Genomic DNA, 14,404 nt, shown 5'->3' on the forward strand with positions numbered 1-14,404 from the left:
CCCTGAATAAATGTCAACAGATTTGTGTATTAAAAGTGGATGGCTTGAGAATTATTGAGTCCATCCAAAACTAATCAGTCTGGATATACTATTTGGTTTTACGCATGCAGGCTCACTGCTTGGAGTAAAAATGAGTTCAAGTCCATCCCTGCAAACAACGTCTTCAGGTTCTACACCGGCATCAATCTGTTTTAAGGGAGGCAGATTAGAGAATACCTCTTCTTCATGTTCTGATTGAATAGATGGAATTCCTGAAAGTTCTTCAAATTCGTAAATTATTGCATCTAAAATATTTTCAACATCTGATGGATCTGCATTAGAATCAAAATGTTCCCATGCCTCAGAATATAATTGGTTTATTCGAGAAGAGTCAATTGGATCCAAAGTATCTTCCATGTCATCAAAAATTTGTTGTGAGCGCCAAACAAAGGATGAGCCATCTTGGAATTCAGCCATTTCCTTAATAGTTCCATCTTCTACTGCTTCGTGGTATTCTACCTTTGCAGTTTCTAGCAAGCCGTTGATTAATTGCATTTTAAATTCTGATTCTTGAGAGAGTTCTTGACCAACAACAAGGTCTCGTGCTTCTTGGATGATTCCTTTTGCCTCATCAATTGCAATTTGTGCATCTTCACGAGCGACATCAGTATTTGCTTTGTTTTGCAAATCCATTAGTGTCTCTTGTAGCTTTGCATCAAAGTCAGGATTTTCAGATAGATGTTCTTGCATTGTATCATATAATTCAGAGATTGGGTGAGTGGCATGAACTAAAGCTAACTTTGAGTTTTTTTCATCCAAGTTTAACTCAAGTGCCCAGAAATGTCCCAAGGTTTCTTCTAATGTTCCTGCAAATTCAAATTTTGCATCTCTATCATAATCTCCAAAAGCAGAAGGCATTGTAATTAATAATAACAATTGAATAGTTAAGAGAAACTTCATTACGATATTGAATTTATGGTTTAATTTAAAATGTTTTTGTCATTTTAGACTAGTATTCTATCATCCTAGATTAACTCTAGTCGTAATAATTTACAATATCTAAGATATGTTTTGCATCTAATGATTCAGCAGTAATTTCATTTGATTCCAAGTTAACATTCCATACAAATTCCCTAGATTCCCTATACGTATCAAAGAGAAGAGTTACATCGAAATTATTCTCTCCCTCTGAAGGCATCACGCTAAAGGAGATCTTTGTGTCTTTTTTATCATAAATTTTTTCATCTGAGTAATCATCATCAATCTGTTGTTTTAATGCATCATTCACTGTCAGTCCCTTTTGATTTGGTCCATTATATGACATCACAGTTCTAAATGCCTGCTCTTCGTTTTGTGGTAAATTTTCTGGATAGAATTTTTCTAAATTACTTTGTGTTAACTCTGGGACTACAAAGATAACAAATAATCCAATTAATCCAAGATAGATAGGAGCACGCTTTTTTAGAAATTCTTTGAATGATTGTTTTTTTGGTGGCTCTTTATCTTTGACCATATAATACTCTCGACTAGTAGTAATTAGAACATTTCTAGATTGTACCTAAATATTACAATAATTTAATGAGGATTTAATGACTAGTCCAAAATTTCTAGAAGATGAGAAATACATCAATCTAGAGACATACAAAAAAGATGAAACTCCTGTGAAGACTCCCGTATGGTTTGTAGTGGATGGAGAAAAACTGTATGTAATCACAAGAGAATCTACTGGTAAGGTCAAGCGCTTGGCAAATAATCCGAAAATAAAATTAGCAGCATGCTCATTTAGTGGAAGCGTTCATGGGGATTGGTTTTCTGGAGTCGCTACTTTAATTGAAGGAAAAGAAGCAGAAAATGCAGTAAAGCTACGAAAGAAGAAATATGGATTCAAGGTATTATTGGCAGGATTTATGACAAAGGCAAAGGGCGAGCTTGTGGTTTATTCCATTGTGTTAGAATAAAGCCTATCAAGTGACTTTCCCTTTACATCAAATTGATTCTGAACGGATTCTGTTGCATTACCAAATTGTATGTTGGCCTGATTATTTACGGCAATAATTTGCTCTCGATGAGATATTGCCTTTCGTTGGAATGCTTGAGTTGCCTCATAACTGGTGCCTCCATTTTTTAGCACTTGCTCTTTAGCAGCCTTGCCCTGGTTTGTTAATTGCTGAGTAAAATCAAACTGTGCCCAAAAAATACCCTGAACCGATTCGTCAACTCCTTTAACAAAACTAGCAAATGCATTTTGTGGTTGGTATGCAAGATTTTCAGAAGCAAATCGTCCAAGATCTTTTTCCAAGGATTGTTTTGCTAGCATTCTTTGTGTATTGATGAATTCTTCATTGGTTGATTTTGAGAATTGTTCTGCTTGGTTTTTCATAATCTCTGTTTGCTCTAAAATGAATTTTGATACAGGATTGTTTGTAATTCCATCTCCGATAGCAGTAGGAATCTGCTGTATTGGCTCTAGAATTTGTACAGGATTGTTAATGTCAATATTTACCGAAGATGATACCGAAGTAAAACCTTGTTTAGATGCAGTGATAGTAACTTTATGAATTCCAATCTCGTATATTTTGTCTAGTTTAACAAGAAAGCTTCCATTATGATCTGTTTTTGCTGTCTTTACTCCTTTGGAAGAAACTATAGAAATTGTAACATCAGATAGTCGGTTTTTTGATGCATCCATGACTGTTCCTACAATTGCTGGGTTTGTGCTTGTAGTGAAGGATGATTGTGATGCTTTAGCATGAACGGACATGGTACTGCTCTGAGCGCTAGCCATAGGCATTAGCATAACAAGCGCAACTAACAATAAACCTAGATAGACTGATTTCATGGATGTCGCTTTCAGAGTCTTTGCTTAAGGCTTGAAATCTAAGTTTTTGATCAAATTGTTGTAAAGATTTAAACTAAATTTGTGCTCGAATAGAATTTGGTATTCTCTTTCCGCCATTTTTAACAATGTTAATTGTTTCTAAGAGATAATCAATCTCAAATGGCTTGAAGATGATTCCATCAACATTTACTTGAAATAATCTTGCCTGAGTTGTAGCATTTGTTGCGGCCGTAACAAAAATTACTTTTGCATTGTTATCAATCTCTCGAATTCTTTCAAGGGCATAAAATCCATCATATCCTGGCATGATGATATCTAATAGTACCACTTCTGGTTTTAATTTTGAATAGTATTCTACGGCCTCTTTTCCATCTTTTGCTTTAGCTACTACTTTGATTTCTTTCATTTCCAAGTACTCGGTAAGAATATCGGCACTATCAGGATCGTCTTCTACTATAATGACTTGGGTGACCATGATTACAATTTGTTATCAAATTACATATGATGGTGCTATTTTGATTTACTCAAACAAGTTTCAAAAAATAAGGCGGCTGATTTGAGCGTAAATTTCTTTAAATTGGGTTTTATTTATTAGGATTTTTTCTAAAGAGTTGTTTTAGTTTGCTGGTTTTTTGTTTATTGTTTTCTGCCCGCAATGATTCGGTTCTTGGAACTAGGTTTTTTTGCTTTCTTTTTTCTTGTTCATCCAAAATTCTATCAAGATCTTCATCAGCTAGTAATGGCTTTCTGTTAGATGATGGTCTAGGCTCAGACAATGTAACATGATTTGGTTTAAGGGATTTGCTCTCATGCTCGAGTTTTTGAATTTTTTCTAAGAGAAAATCATGCATGTTTTCCAAATATTTTAAATCGGATTTGAATAATGTTTTATCTTTTTTAATGTAATCCATTATATGCTCTAATCTTCCAGTATCGCCCAATCCTGAATCAAGTAGCTCTTGAGCCTTTATCATAAGGGATTCATCCATGTTACACATTGATTCAAACACAATTTAGGTTTATGAGACAAAATTAATTGAATAAAAAATCAGCTGACATGAGTAAGAAGTTTTCATAATGAAGGAACCACCAGTAGGATCTCATTGGAAATGTTTACTCATATCGACATATTTTTCAATTAGTACATGATCCAAAGATCCTCTGGGGGTATTGGTTGTCATTTACATGTAAAAATTTGTGTTATAGGCACAAGGCTAAGAAGCCAATGGGTAGTCGTTATGGAATAGGGCAGAAAAGATGCAATTATTGTGACACATTCATGAAATGGGAGGGCTCATACTGCCCTTGTTGTGGCTCGAGACTCAGATTGCGTCCTCGAAATAGCAAGTACAAACAAAAGTTGATGGAACAAATCTAAATTTTCAATTTTGAATTAAACTACTAAACTAAGATCTGTTTATTTTAAATTTAAAAAATAAACAATTGTAAAGGATTTCAGAAAAATGTGTAAATTCTCATTTAGCTTTCTAACTTCATGAAATTAGGAGGGGATAGATAGTTTTGGCAATAGCTTATGTTTTGATTAACTGTGAGCTGGGCTCAGAGGAAGATATCATCAAGCAGTTAAAGGCAATATCAGGAGTAAAAGAAATGCATGGAACATTTGGTGCCTATGATATTTTGGTAAAATTAGAATCTGATAATGTTGAAAAGCTAAGAGAGATAATTACTTGGAACATAAGAAAAATTCAAAACATTAGATCAACTCTTACATTAATGGGAGTTTCAGGGCAAGAATAGCATGACACGTGCATATGTTCTTTTGACTGGAGACATTGGTGCAGAAAAAGACATCATAGCCCAGCTTAGAACAATTGAAAACGTCAAAGAAGTTCACGGCACTTTAGGTCTTTATGATATAATTCTTAAAGTTGAAGCAGATACAGAAGACAAGATAAACAAGACTATAACATCAAAAATTCGCAGTATGAATAAAGTTCATTCTACAATTACTTTGATGCGAGTAGAGGGTGGTGAAGAGATCTCTCAGGGTGCAGATAAATTGATGGGCTCTATTTTGGGCAAAAATAAAGCTCAAGCGTATGTTATACTACACACAGACAAAGGACAAGAGTTTTTTGTATTAAGAAATCTCATGAGAATTCCAGAAGTAAAAGAAGGAGATGTAATTTTTGGTCACTATGATGTCATAGGCAAGATTGAAGCAGAGAATCATAAAGATTTAGAAAGAATCATTACAAAGTTTGTTAGAAATTTGCAAAATGTTAGAACGTCAATGACATTAAACGTAATATCAGAACAAGACTAGCGATTATAGTTCAGCATATACTTTTTCGCCAACTAGTACGCTGTCAATTGCTTTGAGTACTGCATCTATCTCATATGGTTTGTAAACAATTGCATTTGCATCCATTTTGTATAGTCTATCGCGCGTCTCTCTAGTCTTATCTGCCGTAGCCATTACAATTTTGGCATTTGGATCATGTTTTCTAATATTCTCTAGAGCATAAAATCCGTCAAAATCGGGCATCATAACATCCAAAAGTACAACATCAGGTTTCTTTATTTTGTATAGAGATACTGCAGTTTTTCCATCAAAACCTGTACCAACTACATCGATTCCTTTCCATTTTAGATATTCTTCGTATACTTCTACGGTATCTTGATCATCATCAATGATTATTGCCCTACATGACATAAACTGAATTTATTTTGTGAATAATTAACTCAAAAGTTGTTTAAATCAAACGGACAGTATGAGCATAATATTATACGAGAAATTATTGGTTTAGTACCCATAAGCAGGGTCAATTTTGCGTTGAATCTCTACTATTTGGTTTAGTATTTCAAATTCTTCAGAAGATAGCTTGTGGGAGAATTGTTTGAGAAGTTGCTTTGCTTCATGAGAATGCGGTAGAGAGTAGTACACATCTTCTTCGTGAATTTGTCTTCCAATTGTAACTCCTTGGACAGAGCATGCTACTTCTGCTCCCTGTTTAACTGACTGGACAGTTTTTTTGTCTTCTTGTAGCTGATGTACCTGGCCAATTTTTTTTCCCGATTCATTCATGAAATTGACCTTCTGTCGAAGTGTTCCTGCATCAACACGTATTCCAAATACTGCAGGATCATTATTTCTAAAAATAAAGCCTTTAAGAAAAGTAAATTTTGCAATTGGTGTTATTTCGGAGAATATAGCATCTTCTTCATGAAGTGTATCTTGTTCAACCCATGCAGTGTAATTATCAATTAGGCTGTAGATTACTTGATCATTGAAAATTTTGATATGATGATTTTCAGATTCTTCCTGTGCATCGGGCAGAGTTTTAACATTAAATGCCAAAATTACGCCAAGATGTCTCTCGTTTTCTTTGATGGCTTTTGCCTCCATGATGTCACGTCGATTAATTGGTCCAATGTCTGCTTTTGAAATTGGAATTTGTTGTCTTCGAAGCATTTCAGTAATTGCCTCTAAGGAACCGATTGTATCACATTTTACAATCACACCGTCAGTCTCCGTTTCGATAAATACAGATTTCATTTCAGATTCAATTGCTTTTTTGAGATCTTCTATCTCAGATGGTTTTGTTGCAACATAAACTGTACTGCCAGGCAATACACCTTCAAGATCAGGTGATGCAATTTTAATTCCAGCTGCTGCTTGAACAGAATCTACTGGTTTGAATTTGTCTCTAGGATCTCGCATCTCATCAAGTGGCTTTGGCAAAAGAATTGCTTTTGGTTTTGTAACAATTACAGAATCTCGTTTTGCAACAAGGATCGTGTCACCTTTTTTCATGGAACCATCAATTAGTATCATATTTGCAGTAACACCCAATCCCACTTCATCATTGACTTCTAGTACGATACCACGAGTTGATTTTTGAGTTTGATCAAGTTTCTTCTTTAGATATTGTTGGGTGAGTCCTACCAATACAGCAAGTAATTCGGGAATTCCTACACCACTTCGTGCACTCATTGGAACAATTGAGATCTCTTTTGAAAAGTCCGTAACTCTGTAAAACGCCTCTGATTGGTATCCTAAAATCGAGAGAGTTCCCACTACATCGTAAATCTTCTGATCAAGATCCGCTTGAATTGAAGCGTCCTGTTCTTTAATTGACTTTGTGATAAATGCAGTATCACTCTTTCGCCATCCAGAAATTTGATCAACTTTGTTTAGTGCTACTACAAATGGCACCTTACGGGTTTGAAGAATTTTCAGGCTCTCATTTGTTTGGGGTTGGAATCCTCGATTAACATCAACTACTAAAATTGCAATATCTGCTGCAGAGCCACCACGTGCTCTAAGATTCGTAAATACTTCGTGTCCAGGTGTGTCAATAACCAGCACTCCAGGAATTTGAGTTTCTACTTTGCTCAATTTTTCATATAGTGGACCACATCGTTTCTTGATTGTTTCTTGTGGAAGAAAGCTTGCACCAATGTGTTGAGTGATACCGCCAGCTTCTCTGCCTTGAACGCCAGTTCCACGAATTTTATCTAATAAAGATGTCTTACCAGAATCTACATGACCCAGTACGGCCACAATTGGTTGTCTTATTGTCAAGATTAATCACTGAAATGCTACCCTCTCTTCCTTTTCAAAACTTTCTGGTGAATCAGATGCATGTATGATGTTATCAGTAAATCCTAAACCAAAGTCTCCTCGAATTGAACCGGGAGCAGCCTCAAAGGATTTTGTAGCACCAATCATTATTCTTGTAGTAGCAACTGCATTATTTCCCTCAATGACAGCTGCAACAACTTTTCCTGATGAGATAAATGAAACTAGTTCTCCAAAAAACGGTTTGTCCTTGTGAACAGAATAAAACTCTTCTGCTTGTGCTTTAGTAAACTCAAACATTTTTAATTTGACTATCTTGAAGCCTTTTCTTTCAAAGCGTGCAATGACTTCTCCTACTAAATTACGCTTTACTGCATCAGGCTTTACAATGAATAATGATCTTTCAGTCAACTTACTTCTTTCTAATTCCGCCTTTGACGTACTTTTTGGTCCACTTTAACTTTCTTGGATCACGTTTTAGATCTAGCATGTTTTTTTTGCATTTTGCAGAACAAAACCAAAGTACTGTGCCGTCATTTTTTACCAACATTGTTCCAGAACCTTTTGCTACTGGTCTGTCACAAAAACTACATGGTTTAACTAAGAGACTCATGATTTCACCTATCTAATCTTCTTTGCTTCTCTTTCAGTTTCTCGAAGCATTAGAATGTCATCTAATCGAATTGAACCTTTGACATTTCTTGTTAGAATTCTGCCCTTGTCTTTTCCATCAAGAACTTTGACTCGTACTTGAATAACTTCTCCGGCAATACCTGTTCTGCCGACAATTTGAATAACTTCTGCGGCAGTTACTTCGTCAGTTTGAGTGCTCATTGATCAGACTTTCCACCTTTCAATTTTGCGATTGATGAAACTACTTGATCAACTATGTGTTGTGCGTCTCCAGAGTCCAAAATTGCTGCTGCAGCTGATGTAATATCAATACCAAGTGCTTTGCCTAGTTCTTGTTTACTTGGAACAAAGGCATATGCTGCACCTTGTTCTTCACATAAGATTGGCAAGTGTGCAACTACCTCTGGTGGTTCAACATCTTCAGCAATAACTATCAGTTTACTGGTACCTCTCTCAATAGCCTTTGTAGCCTCGTTAGTTCCTTTCTTTACTTTACCGCTTGTGGCAGCAACTCGTACTGCTTCCAAGATTGGACTAACCAGGTCTTCTGGCGTTTCAAATTTAACATAATATGCTTTACCCATACTAAGTCACCCTAAGGGATCATCTCTCATTCCCTGAATGCAAGCGATTGGTTTTAAAAGTGTTATTCGGAAAGTGCCAAAGTTACTATTTTCATGTATTTAGACATCAGCTCATCAAGTTTTTCTTGGGAGCTAGCTTCGGCATATATTCTAACGATAGGTTCAGTTCCGCTAGGTCTTACCATTATCCAGTTTTTGCTATCTACGTTGATTTTGATGCCTTCGGTTGTGTCTGCTGACGGGTTTTCTTCCTTTAGGGTTTTGATAAGACGCACTGATTGCTCCTTTGTACAGGAAACCTTGTCTTTTGTAGTAAAGCTTGGAGGCAGTTCCTTTGTTAATGCCGATAGTTTTTGCCCAGACTTTGATAAGAGATCGAGAACAAGGCACATTGTCATGGCCCCGTCCCTAACTTGGTTATGTTTTCCAAACATAAAACCACCATTTTCTTCAAAACCAATTAGAGCATTAATTGGAACCATCTTTCTTGACACCTCTACACTTCCAACCCTTGTTCTGATTACTTGCGAATCTGCTTGTTTTGCAATCTCTTCAATTGCAGAGCCAGAGTTTAAGCAGGTAACAATTTTTGATGAAGGAAATTTTCCAAGTAAAAATTTTGATAATAGCAATGCAGACTTGTCTCCAGTCAGAACATTTCCCAATTCATCGCAGATAAGGCTTCGATCACCATCTCCATCAAATGCTACACCAAAGTCACATGAATTTTCTTTAACACATCGAGACAGTGCCTCAAGGTTTTGTGGTGTTGGCTCTGAGCCTCTTCCAGGAAAATTTCCATCAATTGTTTCATGCACAGAAAACACCATACAACCAAGTTCTTTGCAAAGTTCTGGTGCAGTGACTGCCTGCGCACCATTACCAAGATCCAAAGCTACCTTGAATTTTTTTGAAATTATAGAATCAGCATCAATGTGGGACATTATCCCATCATAATATGCTCTCTTTGCTCTAGTCTCAGTACCTGTATTTCCCCAAGATTCACTAGAAATCCATTTTTTGTTAAAGTAAATTTCTTCAATAATCAGCTCATCCTCTCTTGATATCTCAACTCCATCAGATGCTACAGGCTTGATTCCATTATACTTGGGAGGATTATGTGATGCAGTGATCATTATTCCACCAGAATATCCAAGGCTCTTAATTGCATATTCAAGACATGGAGTTGGAACCAATCCAGCAATTTTGCAATCCAGTCCAGATGAATTAATTGCAGCAGATACGACTTTGGCAATCACAGGACTTGAATCACGTCCATCATATCCAATCAAGATAGGTCCTTTCTTGAAATACGTCGCAATTGATAATGAAATGTCGTGAATGAATTCTAAATTAAGATCTTGACCGAAAATTCCGCGAATTCCATTTGTTCCAAATAATTTTGCCATATGCTTTGTGTTAACAATAGATAAATTTGTGTTTAAAGGCAGTGGTGGTGCGGGAGTTGCCAAGCCTGGTCAAAGGCGCAGGGCTTAGGACCCTGTCTCTTAGGGGTTCGTGGGTTCAAATCCCACCTCCCGCATCTAAAATCTTTGAAAAACTTCTAAAGCATTAATAAAGTATATTCCATCAAAAACGTTCGTGAAAAAGACCATTGTTGGCATAACAATTGTTGGTAAAGACAGAGAAGGTATTGTTGCTGCATTTACAAATTTTGTATTTCAAAAAGGAGGAAACATCGAAAAAGTAAATCAGAATGTCATCAAGGGACTGTTTGGAATGTATCTAGAAGCATCGTTTGTGAAAAAATTAGATCTAAAAAAATTTGATTTGGAATTACAACGGGAAGCAAAAAAACAAAAGATGGAAGTAGACACACATCATGAAACAAATTCTCAAAAAAATATTGCAGTATTTGTAACTAAAGAGCCTCATTGCTTGCAGAAAATTCTTGCAGAAAAAAGTAAGATAAAAGGAAAGATCTCAGTAATTGTTGGTACAGAAAAGACATTAGCATCAATTGCAAAAAAAGCAAAAATTCCATTTGTTGCAGTTGAAGAACGTAATCAAGAAGAGGCAGAAGCGCACCTGATAAGCATCTGTAAAAAATATGATGTGGATGTAATTGCACTTGCACGATACATGAGGATTCTTACACCAAACTTTGTGTGGAGATATCCAAATAGGATAATCAATATTCATCCATCGCTATTGCCTGCATTTCCTGGCGCACTTGCATATGCTCAAGCCTTTGAGAGGGGAACAAAGATTATTGGAGTTACATCGCATTATGTTACTGAAAACCTAGACCAAGGTCCAATTATTTTCCAAGACTCCTTTACAGTGGATCCAAACGATAGCCTGGAGAAGATTAAGGAAAAAGGACAAAAACTTGAGGCAAGTACTCTGCTCAAGGCTCTAAAATTACACCTTGAGAACAAGTTAGAGGTCCGCTGGAGAAAAGTTCACATAAAACCCAAGTGAATTTAATGAAAATTAAAGATCAATTTGATCCAGTAATAAGAAAAAAAATAAGAACAACAAAAATTGCTGCTGTCATTCCAGTTGGCTCACTTGAGCAGCACGGGCCGCATTTACCAGTATCTACTGATTCTGATATTGTAACTAAAGTGTGTGAGAAGATTTCAGAAAAAAACAATTTTCTATTACTGCCTACAGTAAATTACGGAGTTTCATATGAGCACTCCCCCTACTTTAATGTCAGCATAACCAAGTCTACACTTTCAAAGATTCTAGCAGACATGATACTCTCACTTGAGCAAAACAAAATTTCAAACGTTTTTGTGATTAATGGTCATCATGGAAATATTGATGCCTTACGGACTTTGGAAAAATTAAAGGATTTCTCAAAAAAGACCAAAGTCTTTACTTTTTCATACTGGCACTTTATGAGTCAAGAGTTTGATCATGCTGGATTTGTTGAGACATCGTTAATGCTAGCAATTTCAAAAAATGTCAATATGAAAAAAGCTGTAAAGGGGTTTTCTCCAGGAAACATTTCTGCAAAACAAAGACAGGTAATCAACAAAAAAGCATCAAAATCATTCATTTCTGTTACAAAAAATGGAATCTGGGGTGATCCCCGAGATGCTAATTCAAGAGATGGAAAGAAGATCTTTGCTGAAATAGTCACAAATCTTGAAAAAAAGTGTCAAACTTGCCTCACCGGCAAAAGTCCAAAGTTACACCAATGAAATTTTAATATAATCCCTAGTTACTCACGCCAATAAGTGAAATAAATGTCCGTAGATATGGCAGTAAAAGTACTGGAAGAAAGTATCAACAAGGTAGTCTTGATCAAGCTCAAGGGCGGCAAGACAATACGAGGTAGTCTTCAAGGATTTGACCAACACATGAACCTGCTACTCGACTCGTCAGAAGAGATCCCTTCTGAAGGCGATTCAAAGAGTCTGGGAACCATAGTCGTTCGTGGAGATAATGTAGTTATGATCTCTCCACCACCGTCATCATAGTGAGGGTATAGGAATGACTAAAGGTACAACTTCAATGGGTGGTTTTACCAAAAAGAAAGTACACATCAGATGTAGAAGATGTGGAAAGAACTCTTTTCATAAAAGGCACCACACCTGTGCAAGTTGCGGTTTTCCTGCAGCAAAGATTCGAAAGTACTCTTGGATCAAATGGTATACCTAAATGCAAGAAATTGCGCTTTTTCTAACATCAATTGCTGGTGTAGCCACAGCTGCTGCTGTTAAAAAATTCCCAAAGTCAAAACAAGAACTTGTATCACTTGGGGCAAGCCCACAGATTCAAAATCAAATTAATTCACTTAGAATGGAAAAGGAGATTCTCACAAAGACAATCTCAAGATTATATCAATCCGATGCTGGACTAACAAAGATTCAGCGGGACAAATTATTACTAAAATACCAACACCAACTTGGAATAATTCTTGCAAGAATTGAAAAGCTTGAAGCTGCAAGTAAGCATCCAGACATGGGACCTGTTGGAGATGGCCTCATTACTCTGATGGATCAAAAGCTATCACAACTAGACCAAAGACTCTATGAGCTATCCTCAAAGATTGCAGTTGCAAATGTTTCAGTTCCTCAAATAAAGAAACCACAGGAAGAAGAACCAGAGATAAAACAGGAAACAAAACAAAAAGAGCCAACAGTTACTACACCACCAAAACCAGAACCAATAATCATTCCACAGATAGAATTACCATCTTATGCTCCAAGAAGGAGAGTAGAATTTGCAACACTTACAGAGATTCCAAACAGACCAATAGAGTTCCCATTATTTGAGAAAAAGCAGATTGAGCCAAATCCTGAGATAGTAAAAGAGATTCCAAAGCCTCAAGAACAAAAACCAGAACCGGTTCAAACTACACTGCAAGAGATCACACCAGCAATTACTCCTCAAACTACACCGTCATTACCACAACCAAAGCCTGAGATTGAAGCTCCTAAAGCAGAAGAGCTTCCAGAACCAAAGCCAAAACCAAAATTAAACTTACCAGCAGAAGATGAATCAGAAGAAGATGACACTGATGATCTTGAGAAAATTAAAGGAGAGATTATGAAGACACTCTCCAAACTTGAACAAGCAGAGGTAGAATAGTTGTCATTTGATGGTGCCATCAAGGCATTATCAACAGATGCTCTGAAATATGTCAAAGATGGAAATGTTATAGGGTTAGGCAGTGGAAGAGCAGCAACTGCATTTGTAAAATCATTATCAGCATATACAAAAGCAAAAAACATTTCAGTGCAGGGAGTTCCAACATCACTTCAAATCAAATTGATTGCCGAAGAAGGAGGAATTCCATTACTTGAAGCAGACCAAGTGGACAAGATAGATGTAGTATTTGATGGTGCAGACCAGATTGATTCACAAAAATATTTGATTAAAGGCGGAGGAGGTGCACTGCTAAGAGAGAACATTTTGATCAGTGCTGCAAGAAAAATTGTAATCATGGCAGATAGTTCAAAGTTTGTAAAAAATTTTAACAGAAAAATTCCAATAGAGGTTCATCCACTTGCAAGAAATACTGTTACAAGTACGTTAAAAAAAATTGGAGGCAAGCCTGAGCTTCGTTCATTAGACAGAGGTTATCCGTTTATCACAGAAAATGGAAACATCATAATTGATTGTGATTTTGGAACCATCAAAAACCCAAAGAATCTTGCACAAAAGATTATTGGAATTGCCGGAGTCATGGAAGTTGGTATCTTTACAAGAAAGCCAGATGTAATCTACAAAGCAAAGTCTGGTGGAAAATTTGAAGAGATTACCTAAGGATGCTATTGTGAGATATCAAGCGGTCTTGAAATAATCCACATTCTTTTGCACAAATCATACATCGTCTTTATCATTCCAGCAGAGTTTGTATAAAGTAAGGAATCAGTCGAGTCTTCTAGATCAAGGGACTGACTAAGCTCTCCAGATATGGCTAGCTGAGCAGATTTTTCCACAATTATTCTTCCTGAGGAAGGCAGGGGACCAGTCCTAGTCTCAGTTGCATGTAATCGCCTAGTCAGAGATAGAAAGTGATTACTTTTAGAGTCAGTGAGAAGTTTTACTGGAACACCGCGTTCCTTACACTGTGAAATCTTTTCTGGAATCGGAGTATAATACATTCTCAAAACATCTTCAATGGTAGTCACCATAAAGACGGGTTTTGTTGCATTATCAAGCAACTGGCTAATTTTAGAATAAGAATTTGCTCTTCCTTGAATCATAGAATATGATGAATTTGGATCATCTGAAAGCTTGTAATCAAATGATTCATTAGAAGAACTATCTTCTGCCCAATCCCCCATTGTATTGTATATTCAAAAAATTGCATTAAGTAGAGAGGAATTTTTCATA

General features: G+C 36.4%; 22 protein-coding genes and 1 tRNA gene. 10 read left to right on the plus strand and 13 right to left on the minus strand.

Going from position 1 to position 14,404, the window contains the following annotated elements; genetic code table 11:
• Window positions 1-51: 51 nt before the first annotated feature.
• Both C6988_RS03470 and C6988_RS03475 read right to left on the minus strand, forming a co-directional pair.
• Window positions 52-939 (minus strand): hypothetical protein, encoded by an 888-nt coding sequence (locus C6988_RS03470; protein WP_182133644.1) that lies wholly within the window; start codon window positions 937-939, stop codon window positions 52-54.
• A gap of 76 nt (window positions 940-1,015) precedes the next feature.
• Window positions 1,016-1,492, minus strand: coding sequence for a hypothetical protein (locus tag C6988_RS03475; protein ID WP_182133646.1), 477 nt, complete (start codon window positions 1,490-1,492; stop codon window positions 1,016-1,018).
• 76 nt (window positions 1,493-1,568) lie between these two features.
• Here C6988_RS03475 and C6988_RS03480 point away from each other — a divergent pair, with 76 nt between their 5' ends.
• Window positions 1,569-1,937, plus strand: a complete 369-nt coding sequence (locus C6988_RS03480) for a PPOX class F420-dependent oxidoreductase (RefSeq protein ID WP_182133648.1) — start codon at window positions 1,569-1,571, stop codon at window positions 1,935-1,937.
• On the opposite strand, the gene C6988_RS03485 is transcribed toward C6988_RS03480, so the two are convergent.
• From C6988_RS03485 to C6988_RS03495, 3 genes are all read right to left on the minus strand, one after another.
• Window positions 1,916-2,818: a carboxypeptidase-like regulatory domain-containing protein gene (locus C6988_RS03485; RefSeq protein WP_182133650.1), complete on the minus strand. Its 903-nt coding sequence runs from the start codon at window positions 2,816-2,818 to the stop codon at window positions 1,916-1,918. The two genes, C6988_RS03480 and C6988_RS03485, sit on opposite strands and share 22 nt — an antisense overlap.
• A gap of 73 nt (window positions 2,819-2,891) precedes the next feature.
• Window positions 2,892-3,293: a response regulator gene (locus tag C6988_RS03490; RefSeq protein ID WP_182133652.1), complete on the minus strand. Its 402-nt coding sequence runs from the start codon at window positions 3,291-3,293 to the stop codon at window positions 2,892-2,894.
• 109 nt (window positions 3,294-3,402) lie between these two features.
• On the minus strand, window positions 3,403-3,807 hold the full coding sequence (locus C6988_RS03495) for a hypothetical protein (RefSeq protein WP_182133654.1): 405 nt from the start codon (window positions 3,805-3,807) through the stop codon (window positions 3,403-3,405).
• A 532-nt stretch (window positions 3,808-4,339) separates the two neighbouring features.
• Between C6988_RS03495 and C6988_RS03500 the strand changes: the two genes are divergently transcribed.
• Complete coding sequence (locus tag C6988_RS03500; protein ID WP_182133656.1) at window positions 4,340-4,579, plus strand: Lrp/AsnC ligand binding domain-containing protein; 240 nt, start codon at window positions 4,340-4,342, stop codon at window positions 4,577-4,579.
• A gap of 1 nt (window position 4,580) precedes the next feature.
• Window positions 4,581-5,108: an Lrp/AsnC ligand binding domain-containing protein gene (locus C6988_RS03505; RefSeq protein WP_182133658.1), complete on the plus strand. Its 528-nt coding sequence runs from the start codon at window positions 4,581-4,583 to the stop codon at window positions 5,106-5,108.
• 3 nt (window positions 5,109-5,111) lie between these two features.
• On the opposite strand, the gene C6988_RS03510 is transcribed toward C6988_RS03505, so the two are convergent.
• The 7 genes from C6988_RS03510 to glmM form a co-directional block, all read right to left on the minus strand.
• Window positions 5,112-5,498, minus strand: coding sequence for a response regulator (locus C6988_RS03510; RefSeq protein WP_182133660.1), 387 nt, complete (start codon window positions 5,496-5,498; stop codon window positions 5,112-5,114).
• Window positions 5,499-5,588: 90 nt separating this feature from the next.
• Window positions 5,589-7,370, minus strand: a complete 1,782-nt coding sequence (gene infB / locus C6988_RS03515; protein ID WP_182133662.1) for a translation initiation factor IF-2 — start codon at window positions 7,368-7,370, stop codon at window positions 5,589-5,591.
• 6 nt (window positions 7,371-7,376) lie between these two features.
• Window positions 7,377-7,778 (minus strand): nucleoside-diphosphate kinase, encoded by a 402-nt coding sequence (ndk, locus tag C6988_RS03520; RefSeq protein WP_182133664.1) that lies wholly within the window; start codon window positions 7,776-7,778, stop codon window positions 7,377-7,379.
• A 1-nt stretch (window position 7,779) separates the two neighbouring features.
• The gene (locus tag C6988_RS03525) at window positions 7,780-7,980 is read right to left on the minus strand and encodes a 50S ribosomal protein L24e (protein ID WP_182133666.1); all 201 of its coding nucleotides are present in this window, start codon (window positions 7,978-7,980) and stop codon (window positions 7,780-7,782) included.
• A gap of 8 nt (window positions 7,981-7,988) precedes the next feature.
• A complete protein-coding gene (locus tag C6988_RS03530; RefSeq protein ID WP_182133668.1) occupies window positions 7,989-8,201 on the minus strand; it encodes a 30S ribosomal protein S28e in 213 nt (70 codons plus the stop codon).
• The gene (gene rpl7ae / locus C6988_RS03535) at window positions 8,198-8,584 is read right to left on the minus strand and encodes a 50S ribosomal protein L7Ae (protein WP_182133670.1); all 387 of its coding nucleotides are present in this window, start codon (window positions 8,582-8,584) and stop codon (window positions 8,198-8,200) included. The genes C6988_RS03530 and rpl7ae overlap by 4 nt, the downstream gene beginning before the upstream one ends.
• A gap of 62 nt (window positions 8,585-8,646) precedes the next feature.
• On the minus strand, window positions 8,647-9,993 hold the full coding sequence (glmM, locus tag C6988_RS03540; protein ID WP_182133672.1) for a phosphoglucosamine mutase: 1,347 nt from the start codon (window positions 9,991-9,993) through the stop codon (window positions 8,647-8,649).
• Window positions 9,994-10,042: 49 nt separating this feature from the next.
• On the opposite strand from glmM, the gene C6988_RS03545 reads away from it, so the two are divergent.
• The 7 genes from C6988_RS03545 to rpiA all read left to right on the plus strand — a co-directional run bounded on the left by C6988_RS03545 (window position 10,043) and on the right by rpiA (window position 13,831).
• Window positions 10,043-10,127, plus strand: a tRNA-Leu gene (locus C6988_RS03545).
• Between the two features lie 59 nt (window positions 10,128-10,186).
• On the plus strand, window positions 10,187-11,029 hold the full coding sequence (locus tag C6988_RS03550) for a formyltetrahydrofolate deformylase (RefSeq protein WP_182133674.1): 843 nt from the start codon (window positions 10,187-10,189) through the stop codon (window positions 11,027-11,029).
• A gap of 5 nt (window positions 11,030-11,034) precedes the next feature.
• On the plus strand, window positions 11,035-11,760 hold the full coding sequence (locus C6988_RS03555) for a creatininase family protein (RefSeq protein ID WP_182133676.1): 726 nt from the start codon (window positions 11,035-11,037) through the stop codon (window positions 11,758-11,760).
• A 45-nt stretch (window positions 11,761-11,805) separates the two neighbouring features.
• Window positions 11,806-12,039 (plus strand): LSm family protein, encoded by a 234-nt coding sequence (locus C6988_RS03560; RefSeq protein ID WP_182133678.1) that lies wholly within the window; start codon window positions 11,806-11,808, stop codon window positions 12,037-12,039.
• Window positions 12,040-12,052: 13 nt separating this feature from the next.
• Complete coding sequence (locus tag C6988_RS03565; RefSeq protein WP_182133680.1) at window positions 12,053-12,220, plus strand: 50S ribosomal protein L37e; 168 nt, start codon at window positions 12,053-12,055, stop codon at window positions 12,218-12,220.
• The gene (locus tag C6988_RS03570) at window positions 12,221-13,153 is read left to right on the plus strand and encodes a hypothetical protein (protein ID WP_182133681.1); all 933 of its coding nucleotides are present in this window, start codon (window positions 12,221-12,223) and stop codon (window positions 13,151-13,153) included.
• Entirely contained in the window at window positions 13,154-13,831 is a 678-nt protein-coding gene (gene rpiA / locus C6988_RS03575; protein WP_182133682.1) for a ribose-5-phosphate isomerase RpiA, read from the plus strand. It abuts the gene before it with no gap.
• Window positions 13,832-13,836: 5 nt separating this feature from the next.
• On the opposite strand, the gene C6988_RS03580 is transcribed toward rpiA, so the two are convergent.
• Window positions 13,837-14,355: a phospholipase D-like domain-containing protein gene (locus tag C6988_RS03580; protein ID WP_182133683.1), complete on the minus strand. Its 519-nt coding sequence runs from the start codon at window positions 14,353-14,355 to the stop codon at window positions 13,837-13,839.
• Between the last annotated feature and the right edge of the window lie 49 nt (window positions 14,356-14,404).

The sequence above is a fragment of the Nitrosopumilus sp. b1 genome (assembly GCF_014078545.1).
GTDB lineage: Archaea > Thermoproteota > Nitrososphaeria > Nitrososphaerales > Nitrosopumilaceae > PXYB01.